Genomic DNA, 19,909 nt, shown 5'->3' with positions numbered 1-19,909 from the left:
CGCCAACGGCAAGTTGTGTTTCTGTACGCATTTTCTCGATATCTGGCGCAGTTTCGACGTCACTGCGCTGTTCATCACCCATGGCCAGGACGAAGCGATCTTTCTTGCCGACCGCATCCTGGTCCTGAAGGCCAATCCCGGTGAGGTGCAGGAGTTGATCGAGGTGCCCGTGCCGCAGCCCCGCGACTATTCGCAGGTTACGTCGCCGGCGTTTCTCGCAACCAAGGCGCGGCTAGAGGCATTGATCCACCCGCCCACGGCCGCGCACGACGACGAGGATGTTTCAGGACGTGCATGTCAGCCGTCCGATTTGGCAGCACTCAACCCTTGAACGGCACTTGCCGTGCGCAGGAAGGTTTAGCTTGCGCTGTGCTGCGTCGTCGTTGCGACGAGTGCCGGCGTTGCGGTCACTTTAGCCTGTTCATCGCGCGATCATCCGCCGCCGAGCGCATGCAGCAACTGCACTTTCGCGCTTAGCTGGCGTGTCTGGATGTCGAGCAGGCTGCGCTGTGGGTCGAGCTACACGTGTTCCAGCACAGTGTTCTGCACGGACGTGCGCTCTTCGTCTGTCAGTACGAATTGCTCGGAGAAGTTCACGAGAATACAGACGGCATTGGACCCGGCGTCGATCAGGAAGTCTATCGCACGCTTTTGACCATCAAGGTCGAGGCACCCCCTGTCGTCGAACACGATGGGCGCAACCGGGAATACGCCGCGGTAGGTTGCGCTTGCCATGTAGCCCTCCATCTGTGTAATTTCCGACAATTGACGATTGGCCCGACTATACGTCCCAAAACTTGAAGTCGCATATTGAAAGCTTTTTTTGTTATCAGACAACTTTTCCGACTCGGGCTGCAGGCACGGTCAAACGATGAAGACAACTGTCGAAGTGTTGATGTCGAGGCTGCGCACGAAGCAACTTCAGTTGCTCATCGCTCTTGACGACCTTAAGTCGCTCGACGTGTTCCGCGACAAGCCCAACGTGGGTCCGGATTTGCGGGGGCTCGAGAGCGTCGTGCTGACTCCACATATGGCGAGCGGCACGGCTCCACCCGGCAGACGACGGCGAACCTGACGTTCCACAACCTCTATGCTCACTTCAGCGGGCGCGTGCATCAGACTCCGGTGCCCTGACACGACACAGCCGTGCACGATGGGAGGTCGAGCCGTGCCGCCCGGCGGCGCGACCTCCCATCATGAGCGATGGCACTGTGGCATTCAATGAAGTTTGACGCGCGGCGCGGTTCGCTTCAGTAGCAGCCGGCCGAACTCGCTCAGCATCGTCGGCAACGCGCCGATCAATTCGCCGCTCGAGCGTGAGGCGCAAGGACGCCACTCGCGATGCCGGATCACTTTATCGGAGCGACTGCGCGACTGAACCGATTTATTTTCGCAACGTTATTCCCGCGTGGATTTGACTTTGCAACGGCGGCTACCCGGCTTGACTAGCGTTTGATGCGTTTTCCGAAAACCAATCCATAAAAGCTTGTTTGCGCTTCTTTTTGCGGGCCACTAGATTCGTTCGTATAGCCATGAATCGACGGAGGCCGTATGGCCACGCTTTGCACAACCTTGTTCCGGGTTGGACTTCGGCATCCGCTGCGCGCGCTACAGAAGCAATGGTCAAAGCATGCGAGCGTTAGCTCTGATCAAGCCACCCCCGACAGGCCTGGGCCCGGCCACGGTGCGCAATCGCCCGAGCGGCTCGAACGCATCGCGGCCTACGCGCGCTGCGGCTATTTTCATATGGAATTCACCGCAGGCATGTTTGTCGTGCCGCTCGAGATCCCGCCGGAATGAAGTTCGCGGCGGTCGGTGACGTGGAGCAGGGCAGTTTCGAGCCGCAGCGACCAAACCGGTGCTTATTTAGAAATCACAATTAATTGGTTCGGCTTCGGTCGTGTCTCTTTCATAGTGTCTCCTGATGGCTATTGGCGGTTGCTTTCGCCGGTGCCTTGAACCAGCGGGTGAGAATTCGCATGATATCGAAGGAGACGTCATGACGCTTGAACTCGCAGAACGACCCACCCGCGCGCTGCTCGAAGCCGCCCGCTCCCGCGCGGCCGATGCCGGTTTGCCTTACGCGGGCGGCGTGCCGCCGCAGGATGCGTGGGCGCTCGTCCAGGCCGGCGATGCCGTGCTGGTGGATGTGCGCACCGCCGAAGAACGCAAATTTGTCGGACTCGTGCCGGACAGTCTGCATGTCGCGTGGGCGACCGGCACCAGTCTGACGCGCAATCCATCGCAGCTTTTCCGCAGCCGTCGGATGATCGGCGCCGATGACGTCGGCGGCCTGATCGAAGAAGCGCCGCATCGCGCTCGACAATCGGGTTAGGTGATGCCCATGGTGCTGTCCTGCTCGGGCTTCGCGACGAGCGGCGTTTTCGGATCACAGGGTGCCGGCGGGGAGGAAGTCGCCGCTGCACGAGATGCTGGTCGAGCGCCGTTCGCCCCAGCGACAATGCGAGCTTGCCCGTCCGGCTACCCCCGTGCCGATTAGATGCAGTCAGCGAGCCCCGCGTTCGTCGACGCAGATGTCGGCGAGCGTTGCGCCGACGAGTTTCGTCCCACCCCGTCCCGTCGAGTAGGAGAAGCAATGCATGAAGCGCACCCACTGCGCAGCTGACCGCACCGAGCGATTTCAAGCCCCTCGGCGATGGCACGAACGAGCAGCGACTGGCCCTCGGTTAAGCCGCGTGACCTCCGTGCGGCCGTGCGCCGTGTACTTTTCGTGCCTGAAATTCGTCGCCGTGGGGCAACAAGCCGCCGTTCCAGCCTTCGCAGTGCTGTCGCCGTTTCTCGCGCACTATTTGCCGGCGCCGTGTGATGCAACACAGCTAATCGCGAGCGTGCCGGTATTCGCCTCGGGACTGACTGCGGCGGTATGGAATTCCTGCGCGCCGCACTTCCATTCCGCCCGATAGTCCTTTCTGCATTCAGGCGACGGATTGTCTGTGAGCCGTTCTTTTATGACATATCGGCATGACATCCGTCCTGCGCATTCCGCCGCAAGGCGTCGCGTATCGTTACCGTGGCGCACTCCGCAGCTACTGCCGTAAGTGCCTGAGACAATCGCAATAGTCTGCGCGACTGCGGTAGATACGGGCGAAAGAAGCACAACTGTCAGCGTCACAGCGGCGATATTGCAAAATCGGAGGGTCGTCTGGCGCTTCGGGCCGGCCCGGCAAGTTGCGCAGCCGCGCGCAAAAATGAAAAGGCTTTCGTGATGGCGCATGGGCAGGACCTCCAGCGCGAAAAAGCCTGAAAGCGACCCGCTTCAGGCATTGGCATTCACGATTGTAGGACCGCAAGGCGGGAATGCAAGAACGCTGCTCTGGCGGCTGCTGAACCCCGGGGGCGTTGCGCGGAACAGGATGTCCAGTCGTGACATCTATTTACATACGCAACGTCGCGTTTGGGCTGGCTCCGGTCGTTCCGGGCTGGTTCGAGACATCCACGGAGACACCACCATGAGATTAATCAACCCAGGCTGGTGCGGCATCCTGGCCCTGGTCAGTATCGCTGGCTGGGCGCAAAACGCTGGGCCAACCGATCCGCAGATCGCGGCGATCGTGGTGACGGCCAATCAGGTCGACATCGACGCAGGCAAGCTCGCCGAGTCGCGGTCGAAGTCGAAGTCGAAGTCGAAGTCGACGGACGTTAAAGCATTTGCCCAGCAAATGATCACCGATCACAGCGCGGTCAACAAATCGGCCGCCGATCTCTTGCATAAGCTGAACGTGACACCTGAGGAGAACGCAACGAGTCAGAGCCTGAAGAGTGGCGGGGATGCGAATCTCGCGGCCCTCAGGAAACTGGATGCTCACGCGTTCGATCGCGCCTACATCGACCACGAGGTGGCGTATCACGAAAGCGTTCTTGATGCGCTCGACAAAAGTCTGATTCCGAATGCAAAAAACGAAGAGCTGAAAGCGCTCCTCGTAAAGGTTAGGCCGGCCTTTGTCGCGCACCTCGAGCACGCCAGGCATTTGCAGGCGTCGCTGGGAAAAAGCGGTGGCTAAGCGCGGGCGCGCTGCCGAAGGCGAACTGATGATGGCCGACGTCCGGTCGGCCGGCATCGCGCTGGCGTGCAAAGTCGTCACCTGTGCGATGCTGGTATCCGCTGGCGATGCGCTTGCAGCGCCGGAAACCTACGTCGTCGCTGTGGAAGACATGCGCTTCAGTCCAGCAACACTGAAAGTGAAACGCGGGGATCGCATCGTGTGGATCAACAAAGACCTGTTTCCTCATACGGTGACCGCTGATGCCCATGCCTTCGACTCGGGGAGCATTGCCGCGAACGCATCGTGGTCTTACATCACGGGTAGGACCGGCACTTATCCATACGAATGCCGCTTCCACCCGACGATGCACGGCTCCGTTACTGTGCGATGAGAGGCAGCACGCAATGACGAACTCCACTTACTTATCGTCCACGCCCAACGACGATGACCTATCCATCGCTGCCCGCATTGCCGCAGGCGACCAGTCGGCGTTCGAACTCGTCATGCGGCAACACAACCGGCGCCTGTATCGTCTGGCACGCGTGACGCTGGGCGATGACGCCGAGGCTGAGGACGCGTTGCAGGAGGCGTATCTGTCGGCTTACCGGTCCATCAGCCGGTTTCGTGGGCATGCCACCTTGTCCACCTGGCTCTCGCGGCTGGTGCTGAACGAATGTCTCGGCCGGTTACGTCGTGTTAACCGCAGGCAGAACATCATCCCTATGGTGAATTCGGACACCGCTGACATTGAAAGGGACGCCATGCCGCTACCTGATTCTGCTTCTCCGGACAGGGCGCTGGCACGTGCCGAGATGCGCGCGCTGATCGAGCGAAAGCTCGATACGTTACCGGGATCTCTGCGCATGGTATTCGTGCTCCGGTCGGTGGAAGAAATGAGCGTCGACGAAACCGCGCAATGCCTCGGTATTCCCGAGGCTACGGTCCGCAGCCGGCATTTTCGGGCGAAGAGCCTATTGCGCGAATCGCTGGCGCAAGACATTGATCTTGCCGAGCGCGAGCTCTTCGAATTCGCCGGTGCGCGCTGTGATCGGATTGTTCAAAACGTTATAGCGCGAATCGCTCGAAACGAAGATTCCAGGCGCTGACGGCGTCCGATGCCGTGTTCGTTGTTAAGCGGGTATCGACCCGACGGACTACGGCACTGAAATTGTGAAGGAGATTTCGATCATGGAACCTGGCCTGATTCTGAAGACGCAACCGTACTGATGGCACCTGGCGCACTCGGTGGCCTGCGAATGGCCAGTAGCGCTTGGCAAACGGCCCCATTAAACTGGATCTGTGAGTGAGAAGCAAACTGTTGGCGGTCGAGGCCTCGATGATCCCGAAGATGAATCCCGTCCTGACAGCTTCGCGCCAGTAGCGACGATTGAGCGTGGCGCCTTTGCCGATTGCGCTGGGAAGGCATGCCGTTTGCTGCACATTGGCTCCGCCCTCGCGCTACCTCGCGCATTGCGACGAGTGGAACTCACTCATTGAAACGTCGATTCATGAATGCCGTTCGGACTTGGGCCGCAGCTCAATGGCTGCTTCTTGCCGCGTGCGCTATCTCTGCCGGGCTGGGGACTTTCGCGTACTCGGCGTTGAGTGCGGACGACGACTCTGAAACGGGCGGCCTGCCGTTGAAACACCTCGCCGACGTTTCGCTGGGCGGACGGTCGACCCGACTCGACTACGCAGGCCTCGACCCGGACCGCCACCTCCTGTTCATCGCCGATCTGGGGGACGGCGAGGTGATCGTGGTCGACACGCGCGCTGCGCGCGTGATCGCACGGATTCCAGACGTGGCCTCGGTCCACGGTGTACTCGCGATTCCCGAGTTGTCGCGCGTGTATGCGTCGGCCACCGGCTCGAATGAGATCGTCGCAATCGACGAAACCACACTGAAGATCACCTCACGCATGCCGGGCGGCCGCTACCCGGACGGCATGGCCTACGCGCCCGATAGGCACAAGCTCTATGTTTCCGACCAAACCGGCGAGACCGAAACAGTAATCGACGTTCGCTCGGACACCCGGATCGCGACGATCCCGCTCAGCGGCAAGGTAGGCAACACTCAATACGACCCGGTTTCCCGACATATCTTTGTGAACGTGCAGTCCCGACGGCAGTTAGTCGAAATAGACCCGGGCAGCGACCGGGTCATCGCCCGAATCGACCTGCCAGGTGCGCTGGGCAATCACGGGCTGCTGGTCGAGCGGCAGCAACGCCTCGCTTTTATCGCCTGCGAAGGTAATGATAAGCTGCTGGTGCTCGACATGCGCACGATGCACGTCGTTTCGTCCTTCGAGCTCGGCAAGGATCCAGACGTGCTTGCATACGACCCGGGCGCGCATCTGCTCTACGTGGCCGGCGAAGCGGGGATCGTGTCTATGTTCAACGTCGCAGCTGGACAGATCACCAAGATCGGCGATGGTCGCATCGGCCCGAATGCGCATGTCGTCGCGGTGGACGGCGCGACACACCGTTCCTATTACCCGTTGAAAAGCCTGCGCGGGCAGGCGACGCTGCGCGTTATGGAACCTCGAGGCCAAGCTACGACGGCACCTTAGCGTATGTAAATTTCCGAATCTTGAGGTGACTCGAGGATGCGACACGATGGGCACGCAGCAGAAAATCCCCGTGTTACCCTCCTTGTCGACTGCGCGGTACAAATACTTCCACTGGCCTCGGACCTTGATATACGTTTCGTCCATTCGCCAGCTCCGACCGACGGCTTTCTTGTGGCGACGAAAGGTCTTCTCCAGTACCGGCAACACCTTGATGGCCCAGCGGTGCACAGTTGGATGGTCGACTGAGATTGCGCGCTCCGCCATCATCTCTTCCAGGTGTCGAAGGCTCAGCGGATACGCCACATACCAGCGGACACACGTCAGAATCACGTCGAGCGGATAGTGCAAACGCTTGAGCACTCGTGCCAAGGCTGGATTCAGAGTCGTCATCAAGCGCCCCCATCGTTCGTATTATCAGGCGCATGATACCCGACGCTTACTGCGACAGAGCCCCTCCGGCAGGTACGGGATTCGTCGACCGGTATGCAAATTCGCTCGATAACATGTTCGACTTCGAGCGCGAGCCGAATCCCGGCAAGCCAACGCACAATGGTTGACACGGTCGTGCTCGTTGAACCCGGTATTGCATTTCCGACTTGAAACCGTCCAGCATAAACGGAGGTCGCGGAATATTCCGGTGCAGCCCCGAACCATCTGCAGATGTAGTGATTGGACTGGTCATACCGTGAACTGAATGACGGTGATCACTTGCTTCGAGACCTTTGTTTCATCGTCGGCCATCGCGCCATGGTCACGCTCGCCCGCACCGTGCCGATACCGTGTCACAACGACACACATGGTCGCATCGTACGCCTAGCCGCCGCGATTCCTTCCCATGGGCTTGTGCAACCGCGCTGCGCCGACCCTGCTCGAAACGCGCAACCATCTGCCGTTAGTTGTGCGACGTTTCGAAAAGGAAATCTGCGAACGTGCGCACTTTGGCTGGCAGATGCCGGTTGCTCGGATATACAGCGTAAACCGGTTGCGGCGGAGGACGAAAGTCCGCCAAAAACTCCACCAGACGACCGCTGCGCAGATCGTCTTCGACCGTGAAATCGAATAGCTGCGCGATACCCCCATCATTGAGTGAACCAGTCAGCACCGCGAGCGGATGATCGAACGCGATCGTGGGGCGAATGAAGACTTCATACGCTGTGCCCGCGTTCTCGGCAAAGGACCAAGGTGTCAGTCGACCGCTGTCGGGCATGAGGCCGAGGCAGGAGTGTTCATGCAAGGTTTCCGGCCGAGTCGGCCTCGGATGCCGATGCAGGTATCCTGGCGATGCGACGACTCGAAGTTGTGCTTTGTGCAAGGCGCGAGCGACCAACCGCGAATCCGCGACGTGGCCTAAACGGATGGCCATGTCGAAGTCCTCCTTCACGAAGTCAACCCGGGAGTTGCTCAGCGACACGACGACCTTCACCTGCCCCATATAACGCTCGACATATCTCGGAATCAGCGGAATCACCCGCTTGATGCCATAGCTGTATGGCAGGCTTATCCGTAATTCCCCGCGCGGCATACCGTGCCGTGTCAACGCGTTTTCCGCTTCCTGAATATCCTCCAAGGCCTGCCGGCATGCGCGGTAGTAGGCAAGACCATCGTCCGTAAGCCGGATCGCTCGCGTTGTGCGCTCAAAGAGCTTGAGCCCGAGCCAATTTTCCAGTCGCCCAACAGCCTTGCTGATGGCCGAGGGAGTGACGCCTGAGGCCGCTGCCGCCGCAGTGAAGCTTTGCGCCTTCGCTGCAGCACAGAAAAATTCAACAGAACTCATCCGATCTCGGCCGGAATCTTTCATACGGCTCACTCCTGGCTCAGACTTGGAGGTCCTCATCAATCTCGAATCGGCTTACAGAGACAGGTTGATATCGCTTGGAAGCATACACTCTTCGAACGGTCTGTGCCCCACGGGCACAAATGAAATGCCAGTCAACATCTTCCTATGGGCGGCCTCGGCTCCTACAGTTAGGGCGACCGGAATGCATCACGTCAGCAACGATGAAGCGGGCGCACGCGTCGCGTCGTGCTCACGCTCGGCTGGCGTATGCGCCGGTTATCGTCCTCACTGGTTTTTTTCGTCGCGCCGGCGGTGCTCATGTTCAATGCGTTCTGGCACTCCAGTGCCGCCAGCTATAGCAATCAGTTCAATCACGTCTTCAAGGCCATTGCGAGGCTCGGCGCGCTGCCGATAGCCGACTTCGCATGTAGCGCATACATGCCACGTAAGAGAGGACGGCCATGATGCGCAAGCGGTGGTCGCCTTCGCAGTGCGCCCCGCGCGGGGCCGCCTCGTTTATTCCAACAATGCTTTCAGGAGATGTTTCAATGAACATGCCGCAAGGAGTCGTAGACATTCCAGCCGTAATCGATGCCAGCCCGCTGAGCCGCTTTCAAATCGCGATATTGATACTCGTTGGCCTGACCGTCGTTATTGACGGGTTTGACGTCCAAGCGATGGGTTTTGTCGCGCCCGCCATCATACAAGCGTGGGGCGTTAACAAGGCCGCATTCGGACCCATATTCGGTGCAGGCCTGCTCGGCATGCTGCTGGGCTCGCTCTCGCTGAGTGTCGTTGCCGACAAGCTTGGCCGGCGCCCGGTATTGATCGGTGCCACGCTCGCATTCGCGCTTTGTACGCTAGCGACTTCGCAGGTGCGAACGATGAGTGAACTGCTCGCGATCCGGTTCGTGACAGGCCTTGGCCTGGGAGCCATTATGCCAAATGCGATGGCATTGGCCGCGGAGTTCAGCCAAAAGCGAAAACGCGTCACGCTGATGATGTGGGTGTCGTGCGGTTTTACGATCGGTGCGGTGCTCGGAGGACTCATATCGGCGGCGTTGATTCCTGCTCTGGGATGGCAGTCAGTTTTCATCCTCGGAGGTATCGTGCCGCTCATCCTCACGGTTCTCATGGCACTGTATATGCCCGAATCGATGGTGTTTTCGGTCATGCGCGGCGTCAGATTCGAGCGCGTGGCGCAGGCCCTTCACTGCATCGATCCGACATTGGTTGTGACGTCCGATACGCAGTTCGTGGTAGCGCACATGTCTCGGGACAAGGCACCCGTCGCGGGGCTGTTCCGCGACGGCCGCGCGAAGACGACGCTGCTATTATGGGTCATCAATTTTATGAACCTACTGAACCTGTACTTCCTGTCCAACTGGTTGCCGACGATCGCCAGGAGCGCTGGGCTGTCCACTGCGACGTCGGTACTGGTCGGCACTGTCCTGCAGCTTGGCGGCGTCGTCGGGACGGTGGTGATGGGCCCGCTCATTGATCGCGTTGGGTTCTTCAAGGTCCTCGTGCCTGCTTTCCTCGTCGCCGCCGTCACGATCGCCGCGATCGGCCAGTCGGGACTGTCGCTGGCTATGCTGTTGGGCGTCGTCAGCGTCACGGGATTCACCATTATTGGTGGCCAACCCGCCCTGAATGCGCTGGCGGCCACCTACTATCCCACATCGCTGCGATCCACTGGCGTTGGCTGGAGCCTTGGCATCGGCCGGATAGGTTCGATTGTTGGGCCGGTGATCGGCGGCGAGTTGATTCGTTTGGGATTGTCGAACGGGAGTCTTTTCCTCGCCGTCGCTGTGCCTGCCGTCCTGTCCGCATCGATGCTGGTGCTTGTGGCCAAGGCCCGGCGTCATGCAGACGCCAGCCGGGGCCTAGCGACGCACCGTACGGATGACGGGATGGGCGGCAACATTGCCGGAGAATAGCGTGCGTTACGCCCCCGAACACATGTCCTGTTCTTGCAAGAGACCAGGAAATGGAGCGTCCGAAGCTGCTCTCCAGCATACACTGGACGAGGTCGGCACCACGGCCCAAAGTGTTGTAGTGGAACTTCCTCAAAGTGATCTCCACTCACGTTTTGAATCGGACTACGCTTTCATTGCGCAAGCGGTCCTGTGCATCTTCGACGAGCACCATGAGATTTTTCAAACGCACCCGAGAGAGCTTGGGCCCGTTGAACGTCTCGTGAACTACATTGACAGCTGCCTGAGTGCGCCTCATCGCGACCCGAGAGAGAACGGGTGCTCGCAATCGGCGTATCCGAGCGATATCGCGCGATTGTCCGCTACGGCACGCAAGCGCTCCAAGGCAGTCCTACGCGCGATTAATTCGATCGCCGATATTACACAAACGTTGGGACGGTCAGAGCCGGATTTGCATGCCGTGTCCCTGCTCTCCGAATTGGTCGGAGCAGCGGTGATTTCCTGCTCATTGTCGGATGCCAATCTCGCGGAGCGCATCCTCGAGGTCGCCCGCGGAGCCATCAAAAGCCGCATTGTCGCTTCGTAAAAGGGTTGTAATGAGATGGACCCGACGCCTCCCTTCGGGAGACACTGAGGGACGTCAAGCTGACGTGTGGAGGTTCATCGTGGAAATCGATATTGTCGGCATCGATCTCGCCAAACAGGTCTTCCAGCTCCATGGGGCTGATCGTCACGGACGCGTGGAACATCGAGCGAAGGTCTCGCGCGGCTCGCTGTTCGAATCCGTGCATACGCTCAAGCCGGGGCTGGTCGTCATGGAAGCCAGCAGCTCGGCTCACCACTGGCCCGGCGTTTCCAGTCACTGGGAACAGAAGTCCGGCTAGTCAGCCCCCGATACGTCGCGCCGTTCGTCAAGACGAACAACAAGAGCGATCGCAACGATGCGGAGGCGATCGTCGAGGCCGCGAGCCGGCCCACCATGCGCTTCGTGCCGGCCAATCGGTCGAGCAGCAGGACATTCAGGCGGCGCATCGCATGCGTGCCATCCTGCTGCGCCACCGGACCGCGCTGATCAACCAGATGCGCGGCTTTCTTGGCGAACGCGGTTTCGCGGTCTGCCGGTCACCGGAAGAGTTCAAGCGTGCGGTGCCGGAACTGTTGCGCGCAAGCGCCGACGAGCTCACCTTGTTTTGCCGGATGCTGCTGACCGAACTCCTTGTGCACCTGCGTGCGATCGAAGAACGCATCCACTTCATCGAGATCTCCATCCACTCGTTTATGAAGCGATCGACGCTCTGGCAACGAGCTGGCGAATCCGACGCCACGTTGAAGTGCCGCACCGGCGGCTGCGTCGGGCGTTCCAAACTGCGGGCTGCAATTGCTTTCGTGGAAAATTGCGGTGGCGGGATCGGGGTCGTCGACACGCTCCGTGGTGGCTTCCCGGATGCACTTTCGAAGCAGGTCCAGTTCCCGAACCAGTTCGTCGAGCCGGTACCCCCGTGTCCACCGGTAGTGTCCGTGCCGACGCGCGTCGCGCTCGATATCGCCTGCGCCGGTTCTGCCTCTTGCAGATTTCAGTTCGCGGCAGACCTCGCTGTAGATCCGGGGCACATGATCGACAAGTTGCTCAGAAGTCAGGCTGCCCGCCTGCCTGATCACGGGGTCGGCACGAACCGCAGCCAGCCATCGCTGCGTCACACCTTCCTGTGTCTGTTCCAGATAGGTGGACAGTTCGCGCAAGCGTTCGGTCTGGTGTGCGTTCATGTTATTTCACCTGGGAGCAACCGCAGCCGGCATTTATGGTTTCCGATGATAGGTCGAGGCTCGACTCAGGGTCCTCGCCGGCGGGACCGACGAACCGCCGCACCGGAGTTCGACTGACGTTGAGCCGCCTGGCGATTTCCCGTTTGCTGAGTCCCTCGCAAACAGGGCCAGCATCTAAGGCGCGCGTGACATCACGGTCGGCGGCCGTCCATGAGACTTGTCCTGCAGTCGGTATCGTCGCAGCACAACTGGGCGTTACACCCGCGGTGTGGGACGTGTACGCGACGCGTGCCGAGACGCGCCGCGAACATCTGCAGGAACTGCTGGCCAGGCTGCGCATGGCGCAATTCGGCCGACAGCACTATCGCGTGCTGATCGAATCGCTGTTGCCGCCGGTAATTGCGCTCTAAAAACTGTGCGCCGCCGTGGTCACCCGCGCGCAGCGCGAAGTGTTGCGGCTGCTGACCGCTCACTCGATCAGATTTTGTCGTTGCTGCCGAGTAGTCCGTTAGCAAGCTGGCCTGGCTGCGACAATCACCGGGTGAACCCAGCGCAAAGACCGTGCTGGCCCATGTCGAGCGACTGCAGGCGATCCGCGCACTCCGCCTGCCGCCAGACAAAACCGGTTGCTCCGTCTGGCGGGCGAAGGCGGACAGACCGCCGTCTATCAGATCGAGGAATGTGAAACCGACCGGCGTCACGCCACGCTGGTCGCGATCCTGCGCGACACGGCCGCGACGCCGACCGATGAAATCCCGAATCCACGCGATCGCCTGATCGGCTCGTTCTTCACCAAGGCGAAACACAAATACGAGAAGCGCTTCGCAGCCGAGGAAAGGCAGTCAATGACAAGGTACCGAGCTGCTCCACTTCGCGCACGCTGGCCGTGAAAGTCCCACGGCACGATGGTCTGAATCGGAACGGACCGTCGCCGTCTTCCTTCACGGCCATCCGGGTCGCCCATACGTTGTGAAGCCAACCTCTGTTCGCTCACATTGATTGGCACTCCTGGTCTCAAACGGTCTACGCCACGAGCGCGGTTCAGGAGGTAATCGCTTTTTCATGCCGCCGCTGCACGAGCTGCTCCGCTCTCACCGGCCTCTGATAAAGATACCCTTGTGCGAATGGCACTCCCGCTGCGAGCAGCGCGGCGTGCTGGGATTCCGTCTCGACGCCCTCCGCGATGACCTGTAACCCGTAGTGCTTCGCAACAGAAACCATGGCAGCAATGAGATCGGCGCCGCCGGTGTCGACCTGGTTTACGAACTGCCGGTCGATCTTCACATAATCGAAATCGAAGCGACCGAGCAAATCCAGGTTGCTGTGCTGGGTGCCAAAATCGTCGATCGCAAAGCTGACCCCTCTGGCCTTCAGTGCGTTAAAGATCGCTGCCGTGCGCGTGCTTCCCGCAAGCAGAAACCGTTCGGTCAGCTCGAGAACGAGACTGACGCCCGCTGGCAGCCCGGCGATCAAATCTTCGACCTGTGCGACGAAGCCTCTACGTTCCAGGTCGCCCGGCGCGACATTGACCGCAATTCGTAGCGGGACTGCTGGCCGTCGCTGGCTCATCTCGGCAACTGCCGTCCTCATCACGAACTGCGTCACCGGCCCCAGCATTTCGCTGGATTCCACTTCCTCCATGAATGAGGCCGGACTTATTGCGCCCCATTTCGGGTGTTGCCACCTGAGCAACGCCTCGACGCCAACCAGTTCGCGGTTGGCAGTGTCGATAATCGGCTGGTAGACGACATGGAACTCGTTGCGACCAAGTGCCTGACGCACTGCGTTGAGCAACAGTCGCCGCGGTGCAAACGTGAGCAGGTAGGCCGCTGCGATCAGGCAGTCAAGCAACAGTCCGGCCGCCAGGCCCGCGATTCTGTACTTCCAGTACATGCCTGAAATGAAACCCCCGGAGGACGACACCAGGATGGCAAACGGCCATTTATGCGACTCGACGCGGGTCGCATAAATGGCCTTGGGTCCGGACGATGGCACGAAGGCCCCATGGGCATCAATTCGCCCCGTATCCCTGACCGACATGGACGCAGTCTGCGCGCCGTACCGGACGCCGTGCGCGAGCGCATCCGTGAGGTAATCTCCTTCAACGATCGACAACACGCCCGTGTGGGGGGCGGTCCGGTTGAATATGACGAGCACCGGCACCCCTGGCTGGTACCGGGTCTGGGCGAGAAGACCGATGCTGTCGCTACGGCCCGCCGCGAGCGGATATTTTGACAGGGGAAGATCGATGGGTCCGAGCGCGGAAGAGCAGTAGAGACGGTCGCCGGACACCAGTGCGACGGCGCGAACATACCGCAGATAGGTCTCCAGCTCGGCCAGCGACGCCTCGACCTGGTTGCACGGTCTGCCAGCGAGCGCCGCAAGGTCGTTCCGGCGTCGCGAACTGACGTCGTCCAGAAGCCGGTCAACCGATTCAACCAGATCGTCACCGATCAGTTGCTCATGGTCGGCTACCGCGATCTCCGCCTGATGTTCGCTGAACAGGATCGCAACGAGCATGACCGCCGCGCCGCAGACGATGCACAGGAACAGCGGCAGGCGCGCTGACGTTCGACCGAGCCGGTCAGGCATATGCGTCACCCGGCTTGTCGCGCAGCGCTATCTCGCCGGATTCCGCCAGCCGTCGCACCACCTGCATGATTGCGCGCTGTTGCATTTCGACCTCGGAGAGGCGCACCTGTCCGCGCGTTTCCAGGTCTTCGGCAAACAGGGCTGCCGCGCGTTGTGACATGTTCAGCATGAATTTCTCAACCAGCTCCTGCGGGCCAACCTTCAGTGCGACGATGAGCGCCTGCAGGTCTATGTCGCTCAGCAGCCGCCGGACTGAGCTGTCATCCAGCGTGAGCAGCTTTTCGAAGTTGAACATCTCATCGACGATCTGTTGCGCCAGCTGGTCCTCGTAATCGCGGACGCTTTCAATCACCGGGGCTTCCTGCTGGCTCGACAGATCATTGATGATTTCGGCAGCGACCCGAGGCCCACCCATCCGGCGACGTTGGGCGGCGACGCCGCCCGCAAGGAGTTCGTTCAGCGAATCGTCGAGTTCCCGTAATGCGGCAGGATGGATGCCGTCGAGCGTGGCAATACGTAAAAGCGCATCGTTGCGGGTCCGCTCTGTCAAACATGCCAGAACCTCGGATGCACGCTGAGGTTCGAAATGCACGAGCACCGTCGCAATACTCTGCGGGTGCTCGTTCCTGATCAGTTCCGCGACGGCGGGCGGGTCCATCCACTTCAGCCCTTCAATACCGCTAATATCGCCGCCCACTAAAATGCGGTCGAGAACCGCACCGGCCCTGTCTTCCCCCCGTGAGCGGTTGAGCACCGAAGGGATGTACTGGTCCGCGTCCAGCGAGAGCGTGGTGTGAGTTCGCGCCTGTGCGATGAAGTCGCAGATCGCATAATCGCCGTCACTATGGGCGACGTTCTTCAGCGCTGCCATCGCCGTGCTGATCTTCTGTACCTCACGCGGGTCGAAATGGCGGAAGGCCTCGGCTGCCTCGTCCGGATCGAGCGCCATCAGCAGCATCGCAGCCTTGACGACGCCGTTCCCGCTCATCGAGCGTACCCCGTCCGCCGATACCGCAAGACGAAACTCCGGGCAAGCAGCCAGGTCACGCCGATACCAAATCGATCGTCTGCAAAGACGAGCTGAGTACCAGAACTGCATGTATCAGTCACTCAGTGGTTCCCTTCGACACGTAACGCCTGCAGAGACGTACGCGTACGCATCGCGCCCCAGCCGCTCCACTTCCCGCCAGATGGCTGGCGCGCACCGCTCCCCAGTCGTGTAGAGTTTGATGATCTCCTCACACATTGTGATCAACTGGCCGAGTGCGGCGCGGCCGTCATTGGCTCCTGTGCCTTCATTTGTACCAACGGCGGTCCTTGCTGCCTGCGTTTGCTGAACCAGCGCCCGCCATTGCGAGTTGGGCACTTCTAGCCCATAACCGCCGAGCTGCGCAGCGGCACTTGAGAGAATGTAGAGGTCCGCCAGCAGCCGCGCGTGTTCGGGCTGCATTGCGACGCGGGCGTCATCCCTGTCCGGCTGCGCGCGTTTCATTCCCGGGCCTCCATCAGCCTCTCAGCAAGCCACAAGGGCCGCGGTGCCCGCATTGGATGAAGCGGCTAGGGCACAGGGGGCGGAAGGGAAGGCAGACAGGACATCTGTCGTCCGGGTGCGGATCTTCGTCTTTGGGTTACGCTCGGCCTCTGCTGCGTACGCGTCATCGCGATCGGCGCTCGCATCAGTCTTCAAACCCGAGGCAGGCGGTTCAATTGGGATGAGCACAGCCTTCCTCCATGACATGCCCAAGCAGGTCATGCAACGCGAGCAGTCGCTGCCGGTCCCGAGCTGTTATGTCGGTACGTCCCAGCGGACGCTCGACTTCCGATCTCCAGTATTCGCGGCGGATCAGTCCGGGGCGGTGGACAAGCGTGTTGACCGCTCTTTCGAGTTCCCCGATGTCGCTCCGGCCGTGGTCCATCGACTTCTTATGCATGGCGTGTGCCCCTGATCTTGCCTATCACGCTGGTGGTGACCTGACGCGGTGAGCCTCCTGCCACGTCCTCGCTATCGCGCCGCGCGCTACGGGAATGACGCTATGACAGGACGCATAAGACCGACTTACGAGCCGTCCGCAACTGCGCGCAAACGTTAGCGCTTTGCGCGATTAACGGAAGGTCGACTGCAACCTTAATACGTGTTAACGCTTACTCCGTTGCAAACAGTGCGCACGGCCTATCTAATCGTATACAGAAAAGCTGATGTGGACCTTAACAGCGCCAACCTCGCGGCGCACGTGCCACGGGGCGGCTGTTGTGGAAGTTCAAACGGTTCGAGCGCTGCAAATGCTGCGAAGGCCCTCGCATGTCACACGTCAACGGGACCGCGGCGGAAGAACTTGGGTGACACGACCGAGACGAGGCCGCCGAGGCCGTAGCTCCTGTCGCGGTATCGCGACATGGTGGCTGCCCGACTCGTAGCGCGAGACGCAAGATGTGGGTGAACATCAGCCCTTAAACCCCTTCACCACGTTCACCCAATAACAGGCCCCAATCGCCAGAGCTTCGTCGTTAAAGTCGTAATGCGGGTTATGCAGCGGCGCGCTCGGCTTTGCGCCGTCGACACCCATCCAGATATACGCGCCCGGCTTCACGCGTGCCATGAACGCGAAGTCCTCGGACGCCATCGACGGCTTGCACCCTAGCGTCACCGCATCGGCACCCACCGTTGCGCGCGCTGCCGCGAGCGCGATGCCGGTCGTGTGTGCCGCGTTGATCGTCGCCGGATAGCCGTCGTAGTACTCGAAGCTCGCCTTCGCGCCGTGCGCGCGGGCGGTCGTCGTACTGATCTCGCCGAGCAGCGCGCGGATGCGCGCCTGCATCTCATTCGAGAAACAGCGCACCGTGCCGCGTATCACCGCCTGGTCCGGCAGCACGTTCCACGCCTCGCCGCCGTGAATCTGTGTGACGCTGACGACCGCCGCTTCCTTCGGCGATAAGCGTCGGCTAACGATCGTCTGCAACGCGACCACGATGTGGCTTGCACACACCAGCGTGTCAATCCCTTCCTCCGGCATTGCCGCGTGCGAGCCTTTGCCGTCGACGCGAATCTCGAACGTGTCGAACGATGCCATCATCGCGCCATCGTTGATCGCGAACTGACCAAGCGGCAACCCCGGCCAATTGTGCAGGCCGAACACGGCGTCGCACGGGAAGCGCTCGAACAGGCCGTCCTCGATCATCGCGCGGCCGCCACCGGCGACTTCCTCGGCCGGCTGGAAAATCAGGTTCAAGGTGCCGCACCAGCCGTCGTCGCGGGCGAGCAGCGCCGCCGCGCCGAGCAACATCGCCGTATGGCCGTCGTGCCCGCATGCGTGCATCTTGCCCGGGTTGCGCGAGCAGTGCTCGAACTGATTGAACTCACCCATCGGCAACGCGTCCATATCCGCGCGCAGGCCGAGCGCAGGCCCGTTGCCGCGTCGCAGCGTGCCGACCACGCCGGTCTTGCCAAGCCCCCGGTGGACCTGGTAGCCCAGATCGAGCAGTACCGACGCCACGAGTTCCGAGGTCGACACTTCCTCGAAAGCGGTCTCGGGGTGTTCGTGCAGTTGGCGGCGCCACGACATCATCCTGGCGATCAGTTCGGCATCGATCATTTTTGCCTCGCTGGCAAGTCAACGATTTTTGACCCCGCGCACGTTGACGCCTCCGGGCAGAACGAGGTCGGCACGAGAAACACCGACTCCTGATGCACCAGGAAAGGCAGGATACGCGGCGTGAAGGCCTGCCACTGCGGATCCGCCGCCAACCTCGCGCGCTGCGCGGCGCGGTGCGCGTAATCGTCGTAAGCCCAGCAGAACACGACCGAGTTCAGCGTGCCCGACTCCTTGGTCCAGCAGCCCTGCAGCTGCGCATACTGGGTGATGATGCCGAGCCCTTCGCGCTCGTAGACCGCCAGGAACTCGCCAACCTTGCCCGCCGTGATCTGGTAGGTACGCATTTCGACCAACATGATTTATCCTCGAACGAAAGTGGGCGGCGCGGCCGCAACCGGCGCCAACCGGAGTGGAACCCGTGCCGTCACAGATGGCGCCGCTATAGCACACTCAAAAGCTGTGGCGGATGCCAATGCGCACCGCGACCTGGTTCGCGGTCGCCGAAGCCGTCAGGTAAGTGAGATCCGCGACTGCCGCATGGCCGGTCGAATCGACGCCACTCGCGCGTTGCCACGCGACCACCAGATACGTGAACGTGCGCTTCGAGAACTGATACTGGGCACCCGCCGCAAGCTGGTTGTAGTGGGCGTGCGGCGCCGACGTGTAGTCGTACGTAAGGCCCGCCATGACCGCCGGCGCGAAGTAATGCGCAACGAACGCCTCGTACGATGCGAGTGTCGCTGAACCACTGAACGTGGTGCTGGCGGTTGCGACCGCATCATTGAACGCCGTGTTCGTGTAGGTCGCGCCCAAGGTCGTGGCGCCGAGCGTGTAGTTCGCCGCCGCGCCCAACGTACGCATCGAATGCGCGGTCGCATAGCCGCTGTAAATCGGGTTCGTGACCGGGTTCGTGAACGGACCGCCGGGCGTCGCCGCGGCCCCGCCGTCGAAGCGTGCGACCGCCGGGTTGTTCACCTGCAAAAACGCAGCAGCAACCTTCAGCGGCCCGTTCGCATAGCTCGCGCCGAAACCGTACTGTTGCGACGTTCCCACCGCGCCCGGCACGCCGCCGAAGCTGTACAGCGCACCGGCCGACAGGCCGCGGTAGACCGGACTCACGTACTTGATCGCATTGCTGACCGGATACGTGCCCCAGATCCCGTCGACATCGCCCGCGTGCGACGTGAGGGAGCCGCCGAACAGTTGCGCGGAGCTGAGTCCCTGCAGGTTGGTTACCATGAAGTCGTACTGGCGGCCGAGCGTCAGCGTACCGGAGTTGTCGCTCGACAGGCCCATGTACGACTGACGGCCGAACAGGCGACCGTTGTACCCGAGCTTGCCACTATTCATGTCGAACCCGCTCTCGAGACGGAACACGGCCTTCAGCCCGCCGCCCAGATCTTCGTTGCCGAGGAAGCCGAACTTGCTGCCGCCGAGCCCCCCGCTGAACGTCTGGTAAGCCGCGTGCCCTGCCTGGTTGCTGGTATACGTGATGCTGTCGTCCGCGACACCATACAGGGTGACACTGCTTTGTGCGAAGGCGGCATCCGAGAGGGCCGCCAATGCAATTAGGACTGCTATTTTTCTATTCATCAATAACCTCTTCAAAAGCAAAGGGAGACCACCAAACGGATCAACGACTGCGAAACTCGGAACTGAATCCACGATGAGACTT

Annotated in this window: 19 protein-coding genes and 6 pseudogenes; 13 read left to right on the top strand and 12 right to left on the bottom strand. The window is 60.9% G+C overall.

The window, feature by feature from the left end:
• Nucleotides 1-25: 25 nt before the first annotated feature.
• Nucleotides 26-331: pseudogene (locus tag HV770_RS31405) on the top strand (ABC transporter ATP-binding protein); the annotation flags it as partial.
• A gap of 191 nt (nucleotides 332-522) precedes the next feature.
• Here the strand turns inward: HV770_RS31405 and HV770_RS31400 are convergent.
• Nucleotides 523-735: pseudogene (locus tag HV770_RS31400) on the bottom strand (dihydrodipicolinate synthase family protein); the annotation flags it as partial.
• Nucleotides 736-871: 136 nt separating this feature from the next.
• Here HV770_RS31400 and HV770_RS31395 point away from each other — a divergent pair.
• From HV770_RS31395 to HV770_RS31385, 3 genes and pseudogenes are all read left to right on the top strand, one after another.
• Complete coding sequence (locus HV770_RS31395; RefSeq protein WP_175165306.1) at nucleotides 872-1,075, top strand: hypothetical protein; 204 nt, start codon at nucleotides 872-874, stop codon at nucleotides 1,073-1,075.
• Between the two features lie 476 nt (nucleotides 1,076-1,551).
• The gene (locus HV770_RS31390) at nucleotides 1,552-1,800 is read left to right on the top strand and encodes a hypothetical protein (protein WP_175165391.1); all 249 of its coding nucleotides are present in this window, start codon (nucleotides 1,552-1,554) and stop codon (nucleotides 1,798-1,800) included.
• Nucleotides 1,801-1,999: 199 nt separating this feature from the next.
• Nucleotides 2,000-2,246, top strand: a pseudogene (locus tag HV770_RS31385) (rhodanese-like domain-containing protein); the annotation flags it as partial.
• Between the two features lie 560 nt (nucleotides 2,247-2,806).
• Here the strand turns inward: HV770_RS31385 and HV770_RS31380 are convergent.
• The gene (locus HV770_RS31380; RefSeq protein WP_175165390.1) at nucleotides 2,807-3,235 is read right to left on the bottom strand and encodes a hypothetical protein; all 429 of its coding nucleotides are present in this window, start codon (nucleotides 3,233-3,235) and stop codon (nucleotides 2,807-2,809) included.
• 235 nt (nucleotides 3,236-3,470) lie between these two features.
• Here HV770_RS31380 and HV770_RS31375 point away from each other — a divergent pair, with 235 nt between their 5' ends.
• From HV770_RS31375 to HV770_RS31360, 4 genes are all read left to right on the top strand, one after another.
• A complete protein-coding gene (locus tag HV770_RS31375) occupies nucleotides 3,471-4,022 on the top strand; it encodes a DUF4142 domain-containing protein (RefSeq protein WP_175165429.1) in 552 nt (183 codons plus the stop codon).
• 31 nt (nucleotides 4,023-4,053) lie between these two features.
• Complete coding sequence (locus tag HV770_RS31370; protein WP_175165428.1) at nucleotides 4,054-4,395, top strand: cupredoxin domain-containing protein; 342 nt, start codon at nucleotides 4,054-4,056, stop codon at nucleotides 4,393-4,395.
• A 13-nt stretch (nucleotides 4,396-4,408) separates the two neighbouring features.
• A complete protein-coding gene (locus HV770_RS31365; protein WP_175165389.1) occupies nucleotides 4,409-5,110 on the top strand; it encodes an RNA polymerase sigma factor in 702 nt (233 codons plus the stop codon).
• Nucleotides 5,111-5,512: 402 nt separating this feature from the next.
• A complete protein-coding gene (locus tag HV770_RS31360) occupies nucleotides 5,513-6,574 on the top strand; it encodes a YncE family protein (RefSeq protein ID WP_175165427.1) in 1,062 nt (353 codons plus the stop codon).
• Nucleotides 6,575-6,584: 10 nt separating this feature from the next.
• Here the strand turns inward: HV770_RS31360 and HV770_RS31355 are convergent.
• Both HV770_RS31355 and HV770_RS31350 read right to left on the bottom strand, forming a co-directional pair.
• Nucleotides 6,585-6,964 (bottom strand): annotated as a pseudogene (locus HV770_RS31355) (IS6 family transposase); the annotation flags it as partial.
• A gap of 502 nt (nucleotides 6,965-7,466) precedes the next feature.
• Entirely contained in the window at nucleotides 7,467-8,372 is a 906-nt protein-coding gene (locus HV770_RS31350) for a LysR family transcriptional regulator (RefSeq protein ID WP_246291380.1), read from the bottom strand.
• A gap of 527 nt (nucleotides 8,373-8,899) precedes the next feature.
• Between HV770_RS31350 and HV770_RS31345 the strand changes: the two genes are divergently transcribed.
• The 3 genes and pseudogenes from HV770_RS31345 to HV770_RS39890 all read left to right on the top strand — a co-directional run.
• A complete protein-coding gene (locus tag HV770_RS31345) occupies nucleotides 8,900-10,291 on the top strand; it encodes an MFS transporter (RefSeq protein ID WP_425497504.1) in 1,392 nt (463 codons plus the stop codon).
• 1 nt (nucleotide 10,292) lies between these two features.
• Entirely contained in the window at nucleotides 10,293-10,874 is a 582-nt protein-coding gene (locus HV770_RS31340) for a hypothetical protein (RefSeq protein WP_175165387.1), read from the top strand.
• Nucleotides 10,875-10,953: 79 nt separating this feature from the next.
• A pseudogene (locus HV770_RS39890) lies at nucleotides 10,954-11,602 on the top strand (IS110 family RNA-guided transposase); the annotation flags it as partial.
• Nucleotides 11,603-11,734: 132 nt separating this feature from the next.
• On the opposite strand, the pseudogene HV770_RS39885 reads toward HV770_RS39890, so the two are convergent.
• Nucleotides 11,735-12,052: pseudogene (locus HV770_RS39885) on the bottom strand (hybrid sensor histidine kinase/response regulator); the annotation flags it as partial.
• Between the two features lie 185 nt (nucleotides 12,053-12,237).
• Here HV770_RS39885 and HV770_RS31325 point away from each other — a divergent pair.
• Both HV770_RS31325 and HV770_RS31320 read left to right on the top strand, forming a co-directional pair.
• Nucleotides 12,238-12,462 (top strand): DUF4158 domain-containing protein, encoded by a 225-nt coding sequence (locus tag HV770_RS31325; RefSeq protein WP_175165386.1) that lies wholly within the window; start codon nucleotides 12,238-12,240, stop codon nucleotides 12,460-12,462.
• A 216-nt stretch (nucleotides 12,463-12,678) separates the two neighbouring features.
• Entirely contained in the window at nucleotides 12,679-12,942 is a 264-nt protein-coding gene (locus tag HV770_RS31320; RefSeq protein ID WP_175165385.1) for a hypothetical protein, read from the top strand.
• A 151-nt stretch (nucleotides 12,943-13,093) separates the two neighbouring features.
• Here the strand turns inward: HV770_RS31320 and HV770_RS31315 are convergent, their stop codons facing one another.
• From HV770_RS31315 to HV770_RS31285, 7 genes are all read right to left on the bottom strand, one after another.
• The gene (locus tag HV770_RS31315) at nucleotides 13,094-14,644 is read right to left on the bottom strand and encodes an EAL domain-containing protein (RefSeq protein ID WP_175165384.1); all 1,551 of its coding nucleotides are present in this window, start codon (nucleotides 14,642-14,644) and stop codon (nucleotides 13,094-13,096) included.
• On the bottom strand, nucleotides 14,637-15,632 hold the full coding sequence (gene fliG / locus HV770_RS31310) for a flagellar motor switch protein FliG (protein ID WP_175165383.1): 996 nt from the start codon (nucleotides 15,630-15,632) through the stop codon (nucleotides 14,637-14,639). Before fliG ends, HV770_RS31315 begins: the two co-directional genes overlap by 8 nt.
• A gap of 114 nt (nucleotides 15,633-15,746) precedes the next feature.
• On the bottom strand, nucleotides 15,747-16,136 hold the full coding sequence (locus tag HV770_RS31305) for a hypothetical protein (protein WP_175165382.1): 390 nt from the start codon (nucleotides 16,134-16,136) through the stop codon (nucleotides 15,747-15,749).
• Between the two features lie 211 nt (nucleotides 16,137-16,347).
• Complete coding sequence (locus tag HV770_RS31300) at nucleotides 16,348-16,575, bottom strand: hypothetical protein (protein ID WP_175165381.1); 228 nt, start codon at nucleotides 16,573-16,575, stop codon at nucleotides 16,348-16,350.
• Between the two features lie 510 nt (nucleotides 16,576-17,085).
• On the bottom strand, nucleotides 17,086-18,234 hold the full coding sequence (locus HV770_RS31295; protein WP_175165380.1) for a M20 aminoacylase family protein: 1,149 nt from the start codon (nucleotides 18,232-18,234) through the stop codon (nucleotides 17,086-17,088).
• Nucleotides 18,231-18,590 carry an NIPSNAP family protein gene (locus HV770_RS31290; protein ID WP_175165379.1) on the bottom strand — a complete coding sequence of 120 codons (360 nt, stop codon included), beginning with the start codon at nucleotides 18,588-18,590 and terminating at the stop codon, nucleotides 18,231-18,233. Before HV770_RS31290 ends, HV770_RS31295 begins: the two co-directional genes overlap by 4 nt.
• A 94-nt stretch (nucleotides 18,591-18,684) precedes the next feature.
• Nucleotides 18,685-19,827, bottom strand: a complete 1,143-nt coding sequence (locus HV770_RS31285; protein WP_175165378.1) for a porin — start codon at nucleotides 19,825-19,827, stop codon at nucleotides 18,685-18,687.
• Nucleotides 19,828-19,909: the final 82 nt, after the last annotated feature.

Source organism: Paraburkholderia fynbosensis (assembly GCF_902859935.1).
In the GTDB taxonomy this organism is placed as follows: domain Bacteria; phylum Pseudomonadota; class Gammaproteobacteria; order Burkholderiales; family Burkholderiaceae; genus Paraburkholderia; species Paraburkholderia fynbosensis.
Note: the sequence above shows the minus strand (reverse complement) of the source record. Positions and strands in the feature narration are given on the sequence as shown.